This window comes from Streptomyces sp. NBC_00984 (assembly GCF_045162475.1).
Classification (GTDB): domain Bacteria; phylum Actinomycetota; class Actinomycetes; order Streptomycetales; family Streptomycetaceae; genus Streptomyces.
Genome location: NZ_CP108735.1, coordinates 370,179 through 386,613, shown reverse-complemented (window position 1 = coordinate 386,613; position 16,435 = coordinate 370,179). Strand labels below are relative to the sequence as shown.

At 71.1% G+C, this 16,435-nt stretch carries 14 protein-coding genes; 12 read left to right on the top strand and 2 right to left on the bottom strand.

What is annotated here, in order from left to right; all coding sequences use genetic code 11:
• Positions 1 to 26: 26 nt before the first annotated feature.
• Positions 27 to 452, bottom strand: coding sequence for a nucleotidyltransferase domain-containing protein (locus OG520_RS41635; protein ID WP_331748391.1), 426 nt, complete (start codon positions 450 to 452; stop codon positions 27 to 29).
• A gap of 1,202 nt (positions 453 to 1,654) precedes the next feature.
• Here OG520_RS41635 and OG520_RS41630 point away from each other — a divergent pair.
• The 10 genes from OG520_RS41630 (at position 1,655) to OG520_RS41585 (ending at position 11,610) form a co-directional block, all read left to right on the top strand.
• Positions 1,655 to 2,728 (top strand): helix-turn-helix domain-containing protein, encoded by a 1,074-nt coding sequence (locus OG520_RS41630; protein WP_331748388.1) that lies wholly within the window; start codon positions 1,655 to 1,657, stop codon positions 2,726 to 2,728.
• On the top strand, positions 2,725 to 4,104 hold the full coding sequence (locus OG520_RS41625; RefSeq protein ID WP_331748385.1) for a hypothetical protein: 1,380 nt from the start codon (positions 2,725 to 2,727) through the stop codon (positions 4,102 to 4,104). The genes OG520_RS41630 and OG520_RS41625 overlap by 4 nt, the downstream gene beginning before the upstream one ends.
• Positions 4,105 to 4,481: 377 nt before the next feature.
• Positions 4,482 to 5,216: a hypothetical protein gene (locus OG520_RS41620; RefSeq protein ID WP_406016741.1), complete on the top strand. Its 735-nt coding sequence runs from the start codon at positions 4,482 to 4,484 to the stop codon at positions 5,214 to 5,216.
• Positions 5,209 to 5,658 carry a hypothetical protein gene (locus OG520_RS41615; RefSeq protein ID WP_331748379.1) on the top strand — a complete coding sequence of 150 codons (450 nt, stop codon included), beginning with the start codon at positions 5,209 to 5,211 and terminating at the stop codon, positions 5,656 to 5,658. The genes OG520_RS41620 and OG520_RS41615 overlap by 8 nt, the downstream gene beginning before the upstream one ends.
• Positions 5,655 to 6,779 carry an acyl-CoA dehydrogenase gene (locus tag OG520_RS41610; protein WP_331748376.1) on the top strand — a complete coding sequence of 375 codons (1,125 nt, stop codon included), beginning with the start codon at positions 5,655 to 5,657 and terminating at the stop codon, positions 6,777 to 6,779. Before OG520_RS41615 ends, OG520_RS41610 begins: the two co-directional genes overlap by 4 nt.
• Positions 6,779 to 7,021: an acyl carrier protein gene (locus OG520_RS41605; protein WP_331748374.1), complete on the top strand. Its 243-nt coding sequence runs from the start codon at positions 6,779 to 6,781 to the stop codon at positions 7,019 to 7,021. Before OG520_RS41610 ends, OG520_RS41605 begins: the two co-directional genes overlap by 1 nt.
• Entirely contained in the window at positions 7,021 to 8,577 is a 1,557-nt protein-coding gene (locus OG520_RS41600; RefSeq protein ID WP_331748371.1) for an amino acid adenylation domain-containing protein, read from the top strand. Before OG520_RS41605 ends, OG520_RS41600 begins: the two co-directional genes overlap by 1 nt.
• 20 nt (positions 8,578 to 8,597) lie before the next feature.
• Positions 8,598 to 9,863: an MFS transporter gene (locus OG520_RS41595; RefSeq protein WP_331748368.1), complete on the top strand. Its 1,266-nt coding sequence runs from the start codon at positions 8,598 to 8,600 to the stop codon at positions 9,861 to 9,863.
• Positions 9,864 to 9,924: 61 nt separating this feature from the next.
• Positions 9,925 to 10,680 carry a class I SAM-dependent methyltransferase gene (locus OG520_RS41590; protein ID WP_331748365.1) on the top strand — a complete coding sequence of 252 codons (756 nt, stop codon included), beginning with the start codon at positions 9,925 to 9,927 and terminating at the stop codon, positions 10,678 to 10,680.
• A 3-nt stretch (positions 10,681 to 10,683) separates the two neighbouring features.
• Positions 10,684 to 11,610 carry a phytanoyl-CoA dioxygenase family protein gene (locus tag OG520_RS41585; RefSeq protein ID WP_331748362.1) on the top strand — a complete coding sequence of 309 codons (927 nt, stop codon included), beginning with the start codon at positions 10,684 to 10,686 and terminating at the stop codon, positions 11,608 to 11,610.
• A 91-nt stretch (positions 11,611 to 11,701) separates the two neighbouring features.
• On the opposite strand, the gene OG520_RS41580 is transcribed toward OG520_RS41585, so the two are convergent.
• Positions 11,702 to 12,622 (bottom strand): cupin-like domain-containing protein, encoded by a 921-nt coding sequence (locus tag OG520_RS41580; protein WP_331748358.1) that lies wholly within the window; start codon positions 12,620 to 12,622, stop codon positions 11,702 to 11,704.
• A 351-nt stretch (positions 12,623 to 12,973) separates the two neighbouring features.
• On the opposite strand from OG520_RS41580, the gene OG520_RS41575 reads away from it, so the two are divergent.
• Both OG520_RS41575 and OG520_RS41570 read left to right on the top strand, forming a co-directional pair.
• Positions 12,974 to 15,652, top strand: a complete 2,679-nt coding sequence (locus tag OG520_RS41575) for a type I polyketide synthase (RefSeq protein ID WP_406016740.1) — start codon at positions 12,974 to 12,976, stop codon at positions 15,650 to 15,652.
• Positions 15,649 to 16,428, top strand: a complete 780-nt coding sequence (locus tag OG520_RS41570; protein WP_331748352.1) for an alpha/beta fold hydrolase — start codon at positions 15,649 to 15,651, stop codon at positions 16,426 to 16,428. Before OG520_RS41575 ends, OG520_RS41570 begins: the two co-directional genes overlap by 4 nt.
• Positions 16,429 to 16,435: the final 7 nt, after the last annotated feature.

Below are 16,435 nucleotides of genomic sequence, written 5' to 3'. Positions count from 1 at the left end.
GTCGGAATGGGTCCGGGCAGCGCCAGTCAGCCAAGTCGGATGAGGAGTTCCTGGAGCTGGGCGAGGCGCTGGTCGAGTGCGGGAATCCGGGCTGTCGCTCCAGGGTCCGTGGAGGTCGGGTCGGTGCTTCGTGACGTGGACGGTCCTGCCGAGAGGACGTCACGCTGTTCCTGGGCGGTGAAGGCCGGCCATCCGGGGTCGAGCGTCTGTGCGTGGCCGGAGGCGGCCCACCGGTCGACGAGTTCGTTGCGTCGCTCCTCCACCCGCTGCGACGGCTCCATGGAGGAGGCGTAGACGGGCAGGAGATCGATGTCGGACATGGGCCAGGGCTCATCGCGTCCGAGACTGCCGCCGACGATCAGGCCGTGTACGCCGGGGACGGCGCCGAGCATGTCGACCGCCTCGGTGAGCCGGTCGTCGAGCAGTTGCTTCCAGCGAGGTGCGGGCGCCATGGATGAGGGGACTCCTTCGGTTTCAGGACCACGCTGGTGTCCTCCACCTCACCGCGAAGTCCTGCGGCGGGGCGTGCCCTGGTCCCGCTGGCGCGGGCGGCCCTGGACGCGGTCGCGGGGATGCGCGCGCTGGGGGACCCGCCGCCGCGACGCGTGCGGCTCGGAGCGATCGGCGCACCGGCAGACCGGCGATCGAGCGGATCCACCTCGTCACCGGCCTGCCGCCCGCTGCCGCACCGGCCGCGACCACCAGCGGCTCCACACCATCCTCGGAATGACCTGACAAACCCGGATACAAGATCGCTTCACGAAGATCCTGGACGGTGAGGGACTCGCCACTACCCCGCGAAAGCAGGTGATATTCAGAAAAGGCTGCCCGAAAACTCGCCATCCTTCATGCGTGGTTCACACGCCTTCGGCATATGCGAAGACCCTTCGACTTCCGGCCGAAGTGCGTCCCGGAGCCCTTGGCGGCAAGGCTTCGGAAGCCAAAAGGGTGCTCGATACCTTGAGGATTCGTCCGACGTCAGTTCTACGAGTTTCAGCCGTGCTCCTTCGGGGCCTCACTGCCTCCGTCACCTCGCTGTTATGTTCTTGCGGGCGTCGGCTCCGGGGAGTAGAGGCAGCGGCGCAGGCGGTACTGGCGACATCACTCATGATCGGAGAGGTGGCACGGTGGCCTGGAGGGGAAGACTGCACACGGGGCGCGTGCGCCGCGCAAGGGGTCACATTCCCGGGTTCGGGAGAGCAACCACACGCCACGCCGACCGGATTGCGTCTACGAGAGACCGGGCATAAACCCCGTCAGAGAAGCGGCGCGGCCCCCAGGACCGTGTCAACGTGTTCATTTCCGCCGCGAACCCGGGTGAGACCGCCGGGGTTCACCTGCGGCCACGACACAGAGCGGTCGACGCCGTGATCCGCGCGGTCGACCGGCCTTCCGCATGCCAGGTGCAAGTCCCTTTCTGATGCGGGGAGTTGTCCGGAAGCCGGCTGCGGCTAAGGCAACCCACCGGTCGACAACCCATCGGCCGGCAACCCATCTGCGACCCATCTGCGGACAACCCATCGGCCGACAACCCATCGGCCGGCGGCACATCGGAGAAGACAAACAGTCCTCGTACACGGCCAGATGCGGACATGCTCCGGGCCGCCTCCGGGCGCGGGCGCATGTCGTCACAGCTCGAGAGGGGTCAGGAAGCTTGCTCGACGAACCGGACTCAGAGATCCACACGATGCCCGTGGCGTCCCTGCTGCCGTCGGATTCACCGCGTCTCGGGGGCCTGTGTCACGACCACGCACAGGTGCTCGCGGAGAGCGGCAGAGAGCTCGAACCGATCCTCGTGCACAAGGCCACCGGCCGCGTGGTCGACGGCATGCACCGGCTGCGCGCCGCGATACTGCGCGGCGCGCGCGACCTGCCCGTCCGCTACGTCGAGGGCTCGTCGGCCGACCTGTTCGTCCGCTCCGTGGCGGCCAACACCCGCCACGGACTGCCCTTGACCCTCAAGGACCGCAGAGCGGCCGTCGTCCGTATCCTCGCCTCCCATCCGCACTGGTCCGACCGGGCCATCGCGGCGGTCAGCGGGGTCTCTCCCAAGACCGTGGGGGCCGCCCGAAGGAGATGTTCGAGTGAGGAATCTCCTCACTCAAAAGACGGCGACGACACGAGCGGCGTGAGCGAGGCGACCGCTCGCGTCGGCAGGGACGGCAGGGTCCGTCCCGTCGACATGTCGCAGCGCCGCGAGAAGGCCCGCCTCCTGCTCGCGGAACGCCCGCAGGCCACGCTCCGGGACGTCGCCGAGGAGGCGGGGGTCTCCATCAGTACGGTGCACCGGATGCGCCGCGCGGCGTCGGCCCACCCGGCTGATACGGGCCGGGACCGGGAGGCCCCGCCGGCCTCCTCGGGGCCCGTGCCGGGGGAGGGAGCCCAGACCGGCGCCGTTGTGGTCGCCTGCCAGGAAGGCCCGCTGCGGAGCGTCTCCGAGCGGGCCGAGCCCTCGGCGGAGACCGCGCGCGCCCAGCCGCGCGCCGCCGTCTCCCTCTACCGCGACCCCTCGATCCGCTTCACGGACAGCGGGCGTGCGCTGCTGCGCTGGCTCAACGGCCAGAGCGGTGAACTGGCCATGGGCGAGCGTCTGCTGGCGTCGGTGCCGCCGCACTGCATGCGGGCCGCCGCCGAGGTGGCACGGCACTACGCCAGGGAGTGGGAGCGGCTCGCCGACACACTCCAGCGCAACGAGCGGCTCAACAACAACCTGCGGGAGGCCCGGTGAGCCTCCTGGTCCAGGCGGCGTCCACCGGCGACGCCGTCGCCCTCACCCCGTTCGCCCTCGCGGTCGCCGGAGTCCTCTTCCACCAGGTCAGCCGGTTGTGGGAGCAAGGGCTCTCCGGGGTGGCGTACCACTACGCGCCCGTCCTCGTCGTCCGGCTTCCGCGCTGGGCGACCGTCGTCGCCCAACTGGTCGCGCTCCCGGCCGCGCTGGCGCTCGCCCTTGTCCCGCAGTCGCTCACGGCGCGCGCCGTCGCCGTCGCGCTGCTCGTCCTGTGGATGGTGTCCACCCAGAGACGCCTGGCCGACCACGCCCTGCTCGGGGTCGTCGCGGCGGCGCTCTTCGCGTTCGTGCCGTGGGAGCTGCACGGGGCGGTCGCCCGCGATCTGCTCATCGGCGTCTACCTCTCGGCGGCGCTGCTCAAGATCAACGAGGAGTATCTGGGCAGCGAGCGCAGCGCCGGACGCGTCGTGACGGCGCACTACCTCGGGTTGCTGGGGCTCAAGCCGTCCGCCCGGCTCCTTCGCCCCGCTCCCTACGCGGTGATCGCCCTCGAACTTGCCGTCGGCATCACGCTGTTGGTGCCGGGCCTGGAGATATGGGGCCTGTGCGCCGCGATCCTGATGCACGGCGCGTTCGGGGTATCCGGGAACTTCCCGTTCTCCGTCCTCGCCCTCGCCCTGTGGGTGATCGCCCTCACCGCACGGGACTCGGTGGCCATCGACCCCGGCGGCGGGCCGCTCCTGTGGGCGTCCGTCGCGGGCAGCGCCCTGATCGCCCTCGCGCTGGGCAGAACCGCCTCCGGGCGCCGCTCCGTCAGCTATCTCGGGAAGGACCTGTTCCAGGGCCTGGTCTACGGATATCTGTGCGGCCTCGCCCTGAGCGCCCAGCCCTTCGCGGCCCTGCCGACCGGCACCGGAGCCCTGGTCACCCACCTGCTCGTCGGGGGCGCCTTCCTGCTCAACGTCGCGCTGGTGCCGGCCGGTCTGAAGCTGGAGTGGAGCTTCGCCATGTTCTCCAGCCTGCGCCCCTTCGGGCGGTCCTGGCTGGAGCGCAGACCCCTGGTCGACCTCCCGCGCTATTACTCCCTCACGCTCCCCGCGCGCATCCCCAAGACGCTGCTGCGCGAGGTGGAGCCGCGGTTCATCTTCCTGGTGACCCGCGACGAGAACGTCGTCCACGAGTCCGTGGCCTTCTGCCTGGAGGAGTCCGCGCGCAAGTGCCGTACGAGCTTCGCACCACGCCTCATGGCGCTCGCCGAGGACGCCAGGGAACTCACGCCCGTCGGTGCCACGGGCGACGAAGCGCCGCCGCGACGCCGTCTTCTCACCTATCCCGCGGTCGTTCCGAAAAGCCTTGACCGGCGTTACCTCGCCTGAATCGGCGCTATTTCCAGAAATGCGATCTAGGCAGTATTTAAATTTCTCGGTATTGTCCATTCGGGCTCGTGAGAGCGGGCCGTACTTTCCTACCTGAGATTGGGAGACTGATATGCAGCAGGAAATGACGCAGGAGACCGTCAGCGCGACCGAGGAGATCACGGCGGGCGACTTCGAGACGCTCTTCGGCGACACCCCGCTGACCATCACCGACAGCGAGGTCAAGAACTAACTCGCTGCACAGGTGATGCAGAACACCGCTTGAGGGGTGTGGCGGTCTCGCCGAGGCCGCCACACCCCGGCGTTACCTACCGGAGGTTCCCCTGAGCTCGCACAGTGGCAGGTTCACTCATTCCGAGGGCTATTCCCTCGACTACATGGTGAGTGTGCCCGACAAGATCACAAGCCCTTATCTCCATGTTCTCTTCCATGGCTTCAGCGTGATCGAGAAGCACGTTCCTCCGGTATTCGCACGCCGTCAGTGGGACGAGGCGGAGAACTCCGTCTGTCTCCTCGTGTCCGACCCGATCCACAATTACACAAAGGAATCGAGCTGCGGCTGGTTCCTGCTCGGCGAGGACGAGTTCCTGCCCCGGGTACTCGAACTGCGCACGTCGCTCCTCCAGCAGTGGGGCCTGCGCGGCACCGTCTGGCACGGACTCTCCTCCGGCGGCTACGCGGCCATCAAGCACTGCATGCGCGGCGGACAGGACGACCTCGCCTTCGTCGTGTCACCGCACAACGACCCCCTGATCCTGCCCCAGTGGACCCGCGAGGCCGAGCCCTTCAGCGACCTGCCCGCCATGGCGCGCCCGCAAGCCACCACGGAGATCATCCGCGACTGGGCCGCCCCCGGCAGCGCCCGCTACCTGCACGTCGTGATCCCCGAGAAGGACTCCTACTTCGCCCTCAAGCACCTGCGGCCGATCATGGAGCACCTCGACGGGCACCCGAGCCTGCGCGCCGTCAAGCTGCGCGACGGACGCGGCCACGGCTTCATCGCCAACAGCGACTACACCGCCCAACTGCGCCAGGCCGTCGACCGCTGGGAGCGCCACCGGGCCGACGCCGGGGCGGCCGTGGGCGCGGCGAGGGCGGCGAGCGATGACTGAGAGCCCCGCACCGCGCCGTATCCGCCCGGCAGCGCCCGGCGACGCCGACGCGCTTCAGCGCATCTACGACGAGGACGGCAAGGGCGACTTCGCGGCACTCCTCGCGCACGGCGGCGGGACCCCCGGCACCACCCACTACGTCGTGGAGAGCGAAGGCCAGGTCGCGGCGGCCTTCACCCTCACCCGGCTCGGCCGGCTGCGGCCCGACGGCGCCCCGCGCGTCTTCCTGCACGAGGTCAAGCTGAGCCCCGTCCACCGCGGTGTCGGCATGACCGAGGACGTCTTCGCCTGGCTGCGCAGCGACCTGGGAGCCGGCCGCGACATCGAGGTGCTCGCCCTGACTTCCCAGGACCACCAGCCCTCGTCCATGGGCCACTTCGGCCTCGCCCGCTCCCACCACGTGTACAAGTGGCCGATCGCCCCGGCGCAGGAGACCTCATGAGCAGCGCCCCGCACCTGGTGGACAGCGCCGAGTTCACCACCTGGCTCGACGGGTTCCGCACCTGGGCGGCAGGCGCCGCCGAGGACGAGCGGGCGTGGAAGTCGGCCGGCGCCCAGGGCCTGTTCTCGCTGCCCCTGCCCGCCGAGCGGGGCGGCACCGGCGCCGGCTTTCTCGCCAGCTGCCTCGCGATGGAGGCCATGGCCGACGCCACCGGCCGCTCCGGGCTGCCGTTCGCCTTCTCCGCCCACATGTGGGCCTGCCAGGAGCCGGTCGCCGCGTTCGCCGACGCCGCACAGCTCAGCACCTGTCTGACGCCGCTCGCGGCCGGGACCGCGGTGGGCGCCTTCGCCGCCACCGAGTACGACGCCGGGTCCGACCTGCTCTCCCTCACCACCCGGGCCACCCCGCGCGACGACGGCGGCTGGACCCTCGACGGCGCGAAGACCTTCGTGACCAACGGCCCCGTCGCCGACGTCTTCGTCGTCCTCGCCCGCACCGCCGAGGGCAGCGCGCTGGCCGGCCTGAGCGCCTTCCTGATCCCGCGCACGACCCCGGGACTCGGCGTCGGCCCCGCCTTCGAGAAGGCCGGCCTGCCGGGCGCCCAGGTCGGCTCGCTGCGCCTGGACGACTGCGCGGTGCCCGCATCGGCCGTGCTCGGTCCGGTGGGCGGCGGCTACGCGGTCCTCATGCGCGCGATGCGCTACGAGCGCGCCTTCATCCTCGCGCCGGTGCTCGGCCTGATGTCCCACGCCCTGCGCAAGGCCGTCGAACATGTCCGCACGCGCAGTCAGTTCGGCTCCACCCTGAGCACCTACGAGACGATCCGGCAGCGCGTCGTGCGCATGCACCTGAGTCTCACCAGCGCCCGGGAGGTCCTTGTCACGACCGCGCGCGCCGCCGACCGCGGCGAACTCGACCACGCGCGCGCCTCGTTGACGAAGCTTCACGTGAGCAACGAATTCAACGCCTTCTGCCGGGAGCTACCCGACGTCTACGGCGGATACGCGCTGTTCCCCGAGACCGGTGCCGCCCACCTCATGTCGGACGCGATTGCCAGCCGGTACTACTCGGGCACCTCCGACATGCAAATGAAGATCATCGCTGAAGGGCTGGGTTTGTGATGGCGCAGGATTCCGTGCTGGCCACCGTGCGGAGCATCGTCGAGGAGTCGGCGCCCGGTCAGGAGGTGACGGACGAGACCCCGCTCATCGCGCGCAGGATCATCGACTCCCTCTCCCTGCTGACCGTCGTGTCCCGGCTCGAGGACTCGTTCGACATCAGGATCGACGACACGGAGATCCTGCCGACCCACTTCGAGACCATCACGGCGATCCGCTCCTTCCTGACCGCGAAGGGGCGCTGATGGGCGTCAGCACCTCTCTCCGCGACGACCTGCGGGCCGCGGCCAAGCTGCACGCGGACCGGCCCGCCGTGATCGACGGCGACGTGACCCTCAGCTACACCGAGCTGGACGACGCGGCGGAGGCCGTCGCGCTCGCCCTGCGCGACCTCGGGGTGCGCGACGGCGACTGCGTGGTGTGGCACGGCCGCAAGTCGTCCGCCGGCGTCGCGACGGTCCACGGCATCCTGCGCTCCGGCGGGGGATACGTGCCCCTCGACCCGGACGGACCGATCGCCCGCGCCGACCTCATCACCCGCGCCTGCGCCCCCCGCGCCGTCGTGGCCGACGGCGCGGCCCGCGCCCAGTGGGACGCGCTGACCCCCGGCCTGGACTGGAGCCCGCTGCCCGCGCCGCCCGGCGCCGACGACGGGCTGTGGGCCCACCTGCGCGAGGGCGACCCGCGCCCGCCGGTGGACGACCTCGCCTACGTCCTGCACACCTCCGGGAGCACCGGCATCCCCAAGGGCGTCGTCCACACCCACGCGAGCGCATCGGCGTTCGTCGACTGGGCCGTGGCCGAACTCGACCTCACCCCCGACGACGTCATCGTCAACTCCGCCCCGCTCCACTTCGACCCCACCACCCTGCACCTGTTCGCCGCCGTCAGGTCGGGAGCCGCGGTGGCCCTGATGCCCGCCGCCGCAGCGCCCTTCCCCGCCGCGTACATCGACTTCTGCCGACGCTCCGGCGGCACCGTCCTGTACGCGGTGACGTCGACCCTCGTCTGGCTGGTGCGGCACGGCACCTCGCTGCTGCCCCGTCTCTCCGGGCTCCGCGCGTTCGTCACCGGCGGCGAGATCCTGCACCCCGTCGACGTCAACACCCTGCACGACGCCCTTCCGGCGATGCGGCTCCTGAACGTGTACGGCCCCACCGAGAGCAATGTGTGTACCTTCCACGAGATTCAGCCTCCTCTGGGACCCGAGGACGAAGTGCTCATCGGGCGCGTACTGTCCGGCGCGGAGATCCTGGTCGTGGACGACGACCTGACCGCCGTGGCACCGGGAGAGCCGGGCCAACTCCTCGTGCGCGGCGCGATGCTGATGACCGGCTACCTCGACGCCGCGCAGACCGCACGGTCGATGGTGCGCACCGCCGACGGCCGCGAGTGGTACGCGAGCGGCGACCAGGTCTGCGAGAACCCCGACGGTGACCTGCGGTTCATCGGGCGGGTGGACGCGCAGATCAAGTCGCGCGGCTACCGCGTGGAGCTCGGCGAGGTGGAAAAGGCCGTACGGCGCTGCGCGGGCGTCCACGAAGCGGTGGCCGTCGCCACCCCGGACCCCGTCTTCTCCAATCTGATCACGGTATTCGTCACCGCCGAAACCGAAGCGGCCCGCACCCTCGGCGGACGGCTGCCGGAATACCTGCCGCCCTACATGCTTCCGCGTCACGTCGTGCACGTCGACGGCGAACTCCCCAGGCTCAGCAATGGGAAAGTCGACCGGAAATGGCTCTCTGACCTGGCGAGTTCTCCGCGACTGCCCATAATGAGTGGCTTCACGATCTTCGGCTAGGGGAAGAGAGCGCTCTTGTGGTGACCACCGAGGGAAAGGTCGAGTCCGAGTCCGAAGTCCTTCGGGTACCCGGCTTCAGACGACTGTGGGGAGCGAACGGGTTCCGGTTCTCCGCGGCCGAGATCGCCGGCTTCGCACTCCCTATCACCGCGGTCACGTCACTGCACGCGAGCCCCTTCGAAGTCGGTCTGATCTTCGTCTTCAGCCGCCTCGGATACCTGCTGGTCGGGCTGCCCGCCGGCGTCTGGGTCGACCGCTGGAACCGCAAGTCCGTCCTGCTCTGGTCGGACGCGATCTACGCGGTCACCTTTGCCGGCATCCCGCTCGCCTACGCCCTCGACGCCCTGACCGTGCCGCACCTCATCGCGACGGCCTTCGTCGGCAGCGTGAGCGGTGTGTTCTTCGACGTCGCGCACAACAGCGTGCTGCCCCAACTGCTGCCCAAGCGCCGGATAGCCGACGCCAACGCCCGGCTGCAGACCTCCTCCACCACCATCATGGCGGTCTCACCCGGCGTGGCAGGCCTGGCGACCCGGGCCGTCCCCGCCCCCCTCCTGTACCTGTTCGCCGTCGTCTGCCACCTCGTGTCCATCCTGATGGTCAAGGGCATCAAGCCCGCCGAGATGGACCGGCCCCCCGTCGAGAAGCGCAACTTCCGCCGCGAGATCGTCGAGGGCGTACGGTTCCTCTTCAAGCACCCCCTGCTCCGCCTGATCGTCTGCCAGGCCGCCCTGAACAACCTCGGCGCCGGCATCATGCTGGCGATGCTGCCGGTCTTCCTCCTCGACGAGGTCGGCGTCTCCTCCTGGGCCTTCGGCCTGCTGTCCACCCTGGGCGCCGTCGCCGGTGTCGTCGCCTCGCTGCTCTGCCCGCGGCTGCGGCGCCGGTTCGGCGAGATCCGGATGACGATGGTCTTCTCCGCGCTCGCCCCCTTCGCCCTCGTCGCCGCGCCCCTCGCCGCCGTCTTCCGCGGCGCGGCCGTCCCCCTCGTCGCCACCGCCCAGATCCTCATCGGCTTCGTCGTGGTCGGCCGGGCCGTCGCCGTCGCCGGACTGCGCGCCCGCGCCACCCCGCTCGCCTACATGGGACGCGTCACCGCCGCCAACGGCGTCGTCACCCAGGGCGCCACCCCGCTCGGTGGTCTGATCGGCGGTGTCCTCGCCGGCACCTGGTCGACCACGGTGGCCCTCTGGGTCGGTGTGGTCGTCACGGCGATCCCCGTCGTCATCCTGCTGCGCTCGCCGCTCCGTTCGCACCGGACCTTTCCCCCGGAGTGGGAGGTCTGACGGGCCCGACGCCCGCAGCACCCCGCCCCCGTAACCGACCCCATCACGCGGGAGACCCACCGTGAGTGTTCACACCACCACCCTCGATCTCGCCACCGGCGGGGACCCCTTCGGCGACGCCGTCCGGGAGGTCTGGGAGGCAGGCGCCCGGCCGGGCGTCTCCTACGAGATCATCGAGCGCGACGACGGCCTGATCACCGCCAACGACGTCCACCGGTACTTCGCGCCCCACGCCGAGTGGGCCCCGCTCGAACAACAGCTCTGCGAACGGGCCGGACAGCGGGTCCTCGACGTCGGGTGCGGGCCCGGCCGGCACGCCACCCACCTGCTCGAACAGGGCCACCAGGTGCTCGGCGTCGAGTCCTCGCCCGGCGCCGCCGACATCGCCCGTCTGCGGGGCGTGGAGACGCTCACCACCACCGTCGAGACGCTCACGCCCGACATCGGCAGTTTCGACACCGTGCTGCTCGGCGGCCAGAACATCGGGCTCCTGGGCAACCGTGAGAAGGCCGGGGACATCCTGCGCCGCCTCGCCGCCGTGACCCGCCCCGGCGGCTCACTCCTCGGCGTGAGCGTCGACCCGCACGCCCTGACCAGCGCCTGGAACCGGGCGTACCAGGAGCGCAACCTCGCCGCGGGCCGGCTGGCCGGGCAGCAGCGGCTGCGCATCAGGGACGGTGTGACGTCGACGCCCTGGTTCGACTACCTCTACGCGTCCGCGGCGGAACTCGAATCACTGGCGGACGGGACACCATGGCGGGTCCACGAACTGGTCCGGCACGGAAAGCAATATTTGGCACATCTCACGAGGAGCTGACACATGCACACACTCAACCGGAGTGTCCTTGAGAAGGCCGCGGCGGAGTACGCCGACCAAGGGTTCGCCATCATCCGTGACGTCCTGCCACCGGATCTCCTGGACGAGGCCCGCGCCCATGTCGACTGGTTGACCCGCAAATACCCGGACCTGCGCCCCGAGCACTTCCACCATCCCCTGATCCGCAACGACGCCTTCTGGGCGCGCCTGGTCTCGGAGCCCCTGCTGGTGGACATAGGGGAGTTCTTCCTCGGCGAGAACCTGGCGTGCTTCACCGCCCACTACATCTGCAAGCCGCCCTACGACGGCCAGCCCGTCCTGTGGCACCAGGACGGCGCCTACTGGACGCTGAGCCCGATGGAAGCCCTGACGGTGTGGCTCGCCATCGACGAGAGCACCACGGAGAACGGCTGCCTGCGCATGATCCCCGGCAGCCACCGGCTGCCGCTGCACAAGCCGTCGGTGCGGACCGACAAGGACAACATGCTGTTCTCCACGGCCGACGAGACCGTGGTGCGGGAGTGGGCCGACGAGCGCGGCATCGTGGACATCGAGCTCCAGCCGGGCGACGTCTCGATCCACCACCCGAGCCTGCTGCACTGCTCGGAGGCGAACACCTCCGCCAAGCGCCGCTGCGGCCTCGACATCGGCTACATCTCCACCAGCACGCGGATCCGCAGCGAGGGCCTCTACCTCGACCCGCTGCTCGTCCGGGGGAGCGACCCCGCCGCCCTCAACAGCTACCGTCCCTTCCCCGCCTACCAGGAGGGCGAGACGATCCCCTTCGCGGGCCGTGAGGATTGGAACGCGACGGTGGAGCTGCGCAACAAGGAGCTGCCGCAGAGCCGCGCCGCCGTCCGCGAGGGCAGCCCGGTCGAGATGACCCGGCACATGATCGACCGGCTGCGCGCGGGCACCGTGAAGAGCTGACCACGCGCCGCGCGCCCGTCGTGCGGCACCCCCGAACACCCGATGGCTCACCGCGCGCATGCGGTGGGCCATCGGGCGTTCGCGGCCGGGGTCAGCCGCCGGCCGGGCGCGGGTCGGTGGCGCGGAACGACGTGACGAGTTCGGCCGCCAGGGTACGGGGGTCCTCGCCGGCCAGGGACTTCTGGAAGCGGGTGATCAGGTCGGCGAGGCGGTCCACAGCCGCGTCGTGCCCGGGGCCGTCGGCCGCCGACACCCCGTACGCGAACTCCCGCCAGTCGGCGGCTTCGAGCAGCCGCTCCTCCAGGGCGCCGCTGAACACCCGCGCCCAGTGCGGGCCCTTGACCACGAGGTTCAGCTGCATGCAGGCGCCGGTCGAGTACGTCTCGTGCCACCAGCCGCGCGGCAGGAACAGCAGCCCGCCGGCCTCCATCGTGACCTCACGGGCGTCATCCGGCATCCGTTCGGGGAACGGCGCGTGCGCGTAGCCGAGTTGACGTTCGTCGGCCTGCTTGCGGTCGCGCGCGAAGCACATCGTCGTCTGGTTCTCGATGCTCGTGTTCGGGGCGAGCCGCCACCGCTTGGAGCCGGACAGGAGCAGCGTGAAGTTCACGTCGAAGTCGCTGTGCAGGGGGACACCGCTCGTACCCGTCGAGCAGAAGATCTCGCAGGACATCCGGGCGGGCGGCAGCCCCAGCCGCAGCGCCGCCTCGTCGATGAGCCCGGTGAGGCCGGCGAACTCCCGCTCGGCGTGGCGCATGTAGCAGGTGAACCCCGCCCGGTACATCGGCAGTGCGTCGCTGCCGCGCGGCACGCGCGCGTGCGGGCCGTTGCGCTGGATGAGGGAGACCGGGCCGCCGAAGGACCTCAACACCTCTTCCGCGCTGCCCAGTTCGGGTACCGCCGCGAGGAGCCGCCCGGGGAGCGCGGTCGGCGGTCCCGCGTACGGGGTGTCGGGCCAGTGGTCCGAGAAGAATTGCTCCGGAGTGAGCGGAGCGATGAAATCTGCGAACACCAGTAATCTTCCTCCAAAACAGAGTTCGACGCGCGGAGTAGATCTTTCCGGTCTTCCAGAGGCGTCGATTTGTTGGTCTACCCGTCCTGCTCCGATGTGTCCAGCTTTCACCGGAGCGTGGTGCCGATGTGGCGTCAGAGAGGTTGTGTGGCAACGTTTCCAGGCCCCTCGGGAAGTATTTCAAGAGATTTTCAGGGGCTCTCCGAGCGCGTCACGGGAAATGTTCGGACGGCTTGGAATCACTTCTATTTCTCCGGCACGCGAAGGTATGGTGCCGATCGCGAGGCGGGTTGATCTCACCAACAAGAGATTGGGCGGTCAGTGACAACTCAGGGCCGGAACACCGATGTCGTGTACCAGCCGCACCAGCCGCACCAGCCGCACCAGGCGCGTCAGCTGTCCCGTTCGCACGGGGGAAACGGGACCGTTCCCGTCGCTGTCATCGGTATGGCCTGCCGTTTTCCCGGAGCGCGGAACGCCGATGAATTCTGGCGCAATCTGGTCGAGGGACGTGACGCGGTCACCCGCGTGACCGGACCGCGCGGCATCGCGGCCCGCGGACTCCTCGACGATCCCGAGCGCTTCGACGCCGGATACTTCGGCATGTCCCCGCGCGAGGCCCGCCTCGTCAATCCGCAGCACCGGGTGTTCCTGGAGTGCGCGGTGGAGGCCCTGGAGAACGCGGGCGTGGACCCGGCCCGTCACCCGGGAACCGTCGGTGTGTACGGGGGCAGCAGCGACAACGCCTACGGGCACGTCCTCACCGCCCAGCGGGCACGGCAGCCACCGGTGTCGGCGTACGAGATCCGGATGGGCAACGGAGCCGACTTCCTGTGCAGCCGCGTCGCCTACAAGCTCGGCCTGCGCGGCCCCACCGTCGCCGTCCAGGCGGGCTGCGCGACCTCCCTGGTCTCCGTGCATCTGGCGGTCCAGGGCCTGCTCTCGGGCGACTGCGACCTGGCGCTCGCCGGGGGAGCGACGGTGCGCTTCCCGTTCGTGCCGGACGAGCCGACCGAGGCGGGCATCCAGGCACCGGACGGCGTCTGCCGGGCGTTCGACGCGGACGCGCGCGGGGCGGTGGGAGCAGACGGCGTCGGTCTCGTCGTACTGAAACGCCTCGACCGGGCCCTGGCCGACGGCGACCGGATCGACGCGGTCGTCCTGGGCTGCGCGGTCAACAACGACGGCGCCGACCGCATGGGCTTCGCCGCCCCGGGCGTCGACGGACAGGCCGCCGTGATCGAAGCAGCCCATCGCGCAGCCGACATCGACCCGGCCACCTGCACCTACGTGGAAGCGCACGGCACCGGTACCCCTCTGGGCGACCCCGTCGAGATCGCGGCGCTCACCAAGGCGTTCCGGCGCGGCGGCGAGCGCCGCGCCCCCTGCGGAATCGGCTCCGTGAAGACCGGCATCGGGCACACCGACGCCGCGGCCGGCGCCGCCGGACTGATCAAGACGGTCCTGGCCCTCAAACACGGCCTGCTCCCGCCGAGCCTGCACTTCACCACCCCCAACCCGCAGATCGACTTCGGGGCGGGCCCGTTCCGCGTCGTCACGCAGCCGCGGCAGTGGCGGCCCGAGGGGATGCCGCGCCGCGCCGGAGTCAGCTCCTTCAGCCTCGGCGGCACCAACGCGCACGTCGTCCTGGAGCAGCCCCCCGCCCGGGAGGCCGCGCCGCCGTCCGGCCGCTCCTGGTACCTCCTCCCGCTGTCGGCGAAGACCCCGGCCGCGCTGGAACAGACCGTCGCCCGCCTCGCCGCGCATCTGCGGGACCGCCCCGGGACGCCGGCCGCCGGTCTGGCCCGGACGCTCCAGACCGGGCGTACGGAGCACGCGCGACGGCGGTTCGCGGTCGTGGACGGTGTCGATGACGCCGTCCGCGTGCTCTCCGGGGAACTGCCCGAACGGCTCGTCGACGCCGCCACCGACACCGCCACCGGCACCGCGCCGGGGCCGGTGGATTTCCGGTGCACGCCGGTGACCGGCGCCGACATGGCGCGGGAGCGGGATGCCGCCGCCCGGCTGTACGCGGCCGAGCCGACGTTCCGGAGCGCCGTGGACGCGTGCGCGGCGGGCGACGTCTTCGCGGGGTCCGCCCCTGCGCGGACCGTCACGTTCGCCACTCGGTACGCGCTCGCCCGTCTGTGGCAGCGGCGCGGTGTCGTGCCCGCGTCGGTCTCGGGCGAGGGCGTGGCCGGGGTGTTGGCGGCGGCCGTGGTGGCCGGGGTGTTCGGGGCGGCCGAGGCGGGACGGCTGGTGGCGGAAGCGGCGGAGCGAGGGCCCGTGGAATCCGAGGACGCGCGGGCCGCGTGGGAGGAGTCGGTCCGGCGGGCCGGCCCCCGGGCGCCCGTACTGCCGCTCCGGGTCGGGAGGGGCGGGACGCAGGCGCGGCGGGTCACGTCGGACGAGGCGGTCGATCCGGCGTACTGGGCCGCGCTCCTGGGCCGGTCGGACACCTCGACGGACGTGCCGGACCCGTACGACGCGGAGGACCGAACCGGCGCTCGCCGCCCGCGCGGCATCTCCCTCGACCTGCGCGCCGAGCGGACCCCCACCGCAGAACCGGCCGTGCTCGACGCCGTCGGACGCCTGTGGCTCGCGGGCGCCCCCGTCGACTGGGCGGCACTGCACGACACCGCCGCCCCCGAGCGCGTCGCCCTCCCGGCCTACCCCTTCGCGGGACAGCGCTACACGGTGGAGCCGGACGACCCCGACCTCGCACAGCGGCCCGGCCCGTCTCCCGCCGCACCCCCGCAGCCGGCACCGAAACCGGCCCCGACCGGGGACGGCGACAACGTCGACCAGGTGGCCGCCCTCTTCGCGGAGATCCTCGAACTGCCCCACGTGGAGCCCGACGAGAGCTTCTTCGACCTCGGCGGCGACTCCCTCATCGCCACCAAGTTCGTCGCGCGGGCTCGCGAGGTCTTCCCCGTCGAACTGGTGCCCCGCGCCCTCTTCCAGGCCCCCACCGCCCAGCAGCTCGCCGCCCTCATAGCGGAGCGCCTGGCCGCACGGGGCGCCCGATGAGCGGCTGGACGGTGCGCCGGCACCGCCGACCGGACGCCGCCACCTCCCTCTTCTGCTTCCCGCACGCCGGCGGATCGCCGGGGGAGTACGTGCGCTGGGCCGACGACCTGCCGGACGTCCAGGTCTGGGGAGTCCACCTGCCCGGCCGCACCTCCCGCAACGCCGAACCGCCCTTCACCCGCGTCGGACCGCTGGTCGACGCCCTGGTGACCGCCGTCCCCTTCGACGGCGACGGACCGTTCGTCCTCTTCGGGCACAGCCTCGGTGGGCTGCTCGCCTTCGAGACGGCGAAGGAGCTGCGCCGCCGTGGCCGACGGGGTCCCGACCGCCTGATCGTCTCCTCGTGCCCGGCGCCACCCCTGCCGGCGTTCGGTGAGCCCCTCCACCTGCTGCCCGACGAGGCGCTCCTGCGCGAGATCGAACGGCGCTGGGGCGAGCCCCTCGACCATCTGCGCGGCCACCCGGACCTGCGCGCCGACGCCCTCAGCAGTTTCCGTGCCGACTTCGCGCTCCTGGACAGCTACCGGCCCACCCCGGACGCCCCGCTGACCTGCCCGGTCACCGCGGTCGCCGGGACGGACGAGCCGGGCGCCGACACCGTCGCGGCCTGGTCCCGGCACACCACGGGGCCCACCGACATCCGGCTCGTGCCGGGCGGTCACTTCTACTTCCGCACGAGCCGGACCGCAGCCATGAGCGTCGTCCGGGAGACCGTCCTGACGCATTCCCGAGCAGTTCTCGACGAGACGAAAGGAGGCCCGGAGTGGAGCGGATAGGCGTCGT

Excerpts from the sequence above, each read along its gene's own strand:
- OG520_RS41615 (WP_331748379.1), top strand. The coding sequence starts at position 5,209 with ATGACTGAGAGCCCCGCACCGCGCCGTATCCGCCCGGCAGCGCCCGGC.
- OG520_RS41570 (WP_331748352.1), top strand. The coding sequence starts at position 15,649 with ATGAGCGGCTGGACGGTGCGCCGGCACCGCCGACCGGACGCCGCCACC.
- OG520_RS41585 (WP_331748362.1), top strand. The coding sequence starts at position 10,684 with ATGCACACACTCAACCGGAGTGTCCTTGAGAAGGCCGCGGCGGAGTAC.
- OG520_RS41635 (WP_331748391.1), bottom strand. The coding sequence starts at position 452 with ATGGCGCCCGCACCTCGCTGGAAGCAACTGCTCGACGACCGGCTCACC.
- OG520_RS41620 (WP_406016741.1), top strand. The coding sequence starts at position 4,482 with ATGGTGAGTGTGCCCGACAAGATCACAAGCCCTTATCTCCATGTTCTC.
- OG520_RS41605 (WP_331748374.1), top strand. The coding sequence starts at position 6,779 with ATGGCGCAGGATTCCGTGCTGGCCACCGTGCGGAGCATCGTCGAGGAG.
- OG520_RS41610 (WP_331748376.1), top strand. The coding sequence starts at position 5,655 with ATGAGCAGCGCCCCGCACCTGGTGGACAGCGCCGAGTTCACCACCTGG.
- OG520_RS41600 (WP_331748371.1), top strand. The coding sequence starts at position 7,021 with ATGGGCGTCAGCACCTCTCTCCGCGACGACCTGCGGGCCGCGGCCAAG.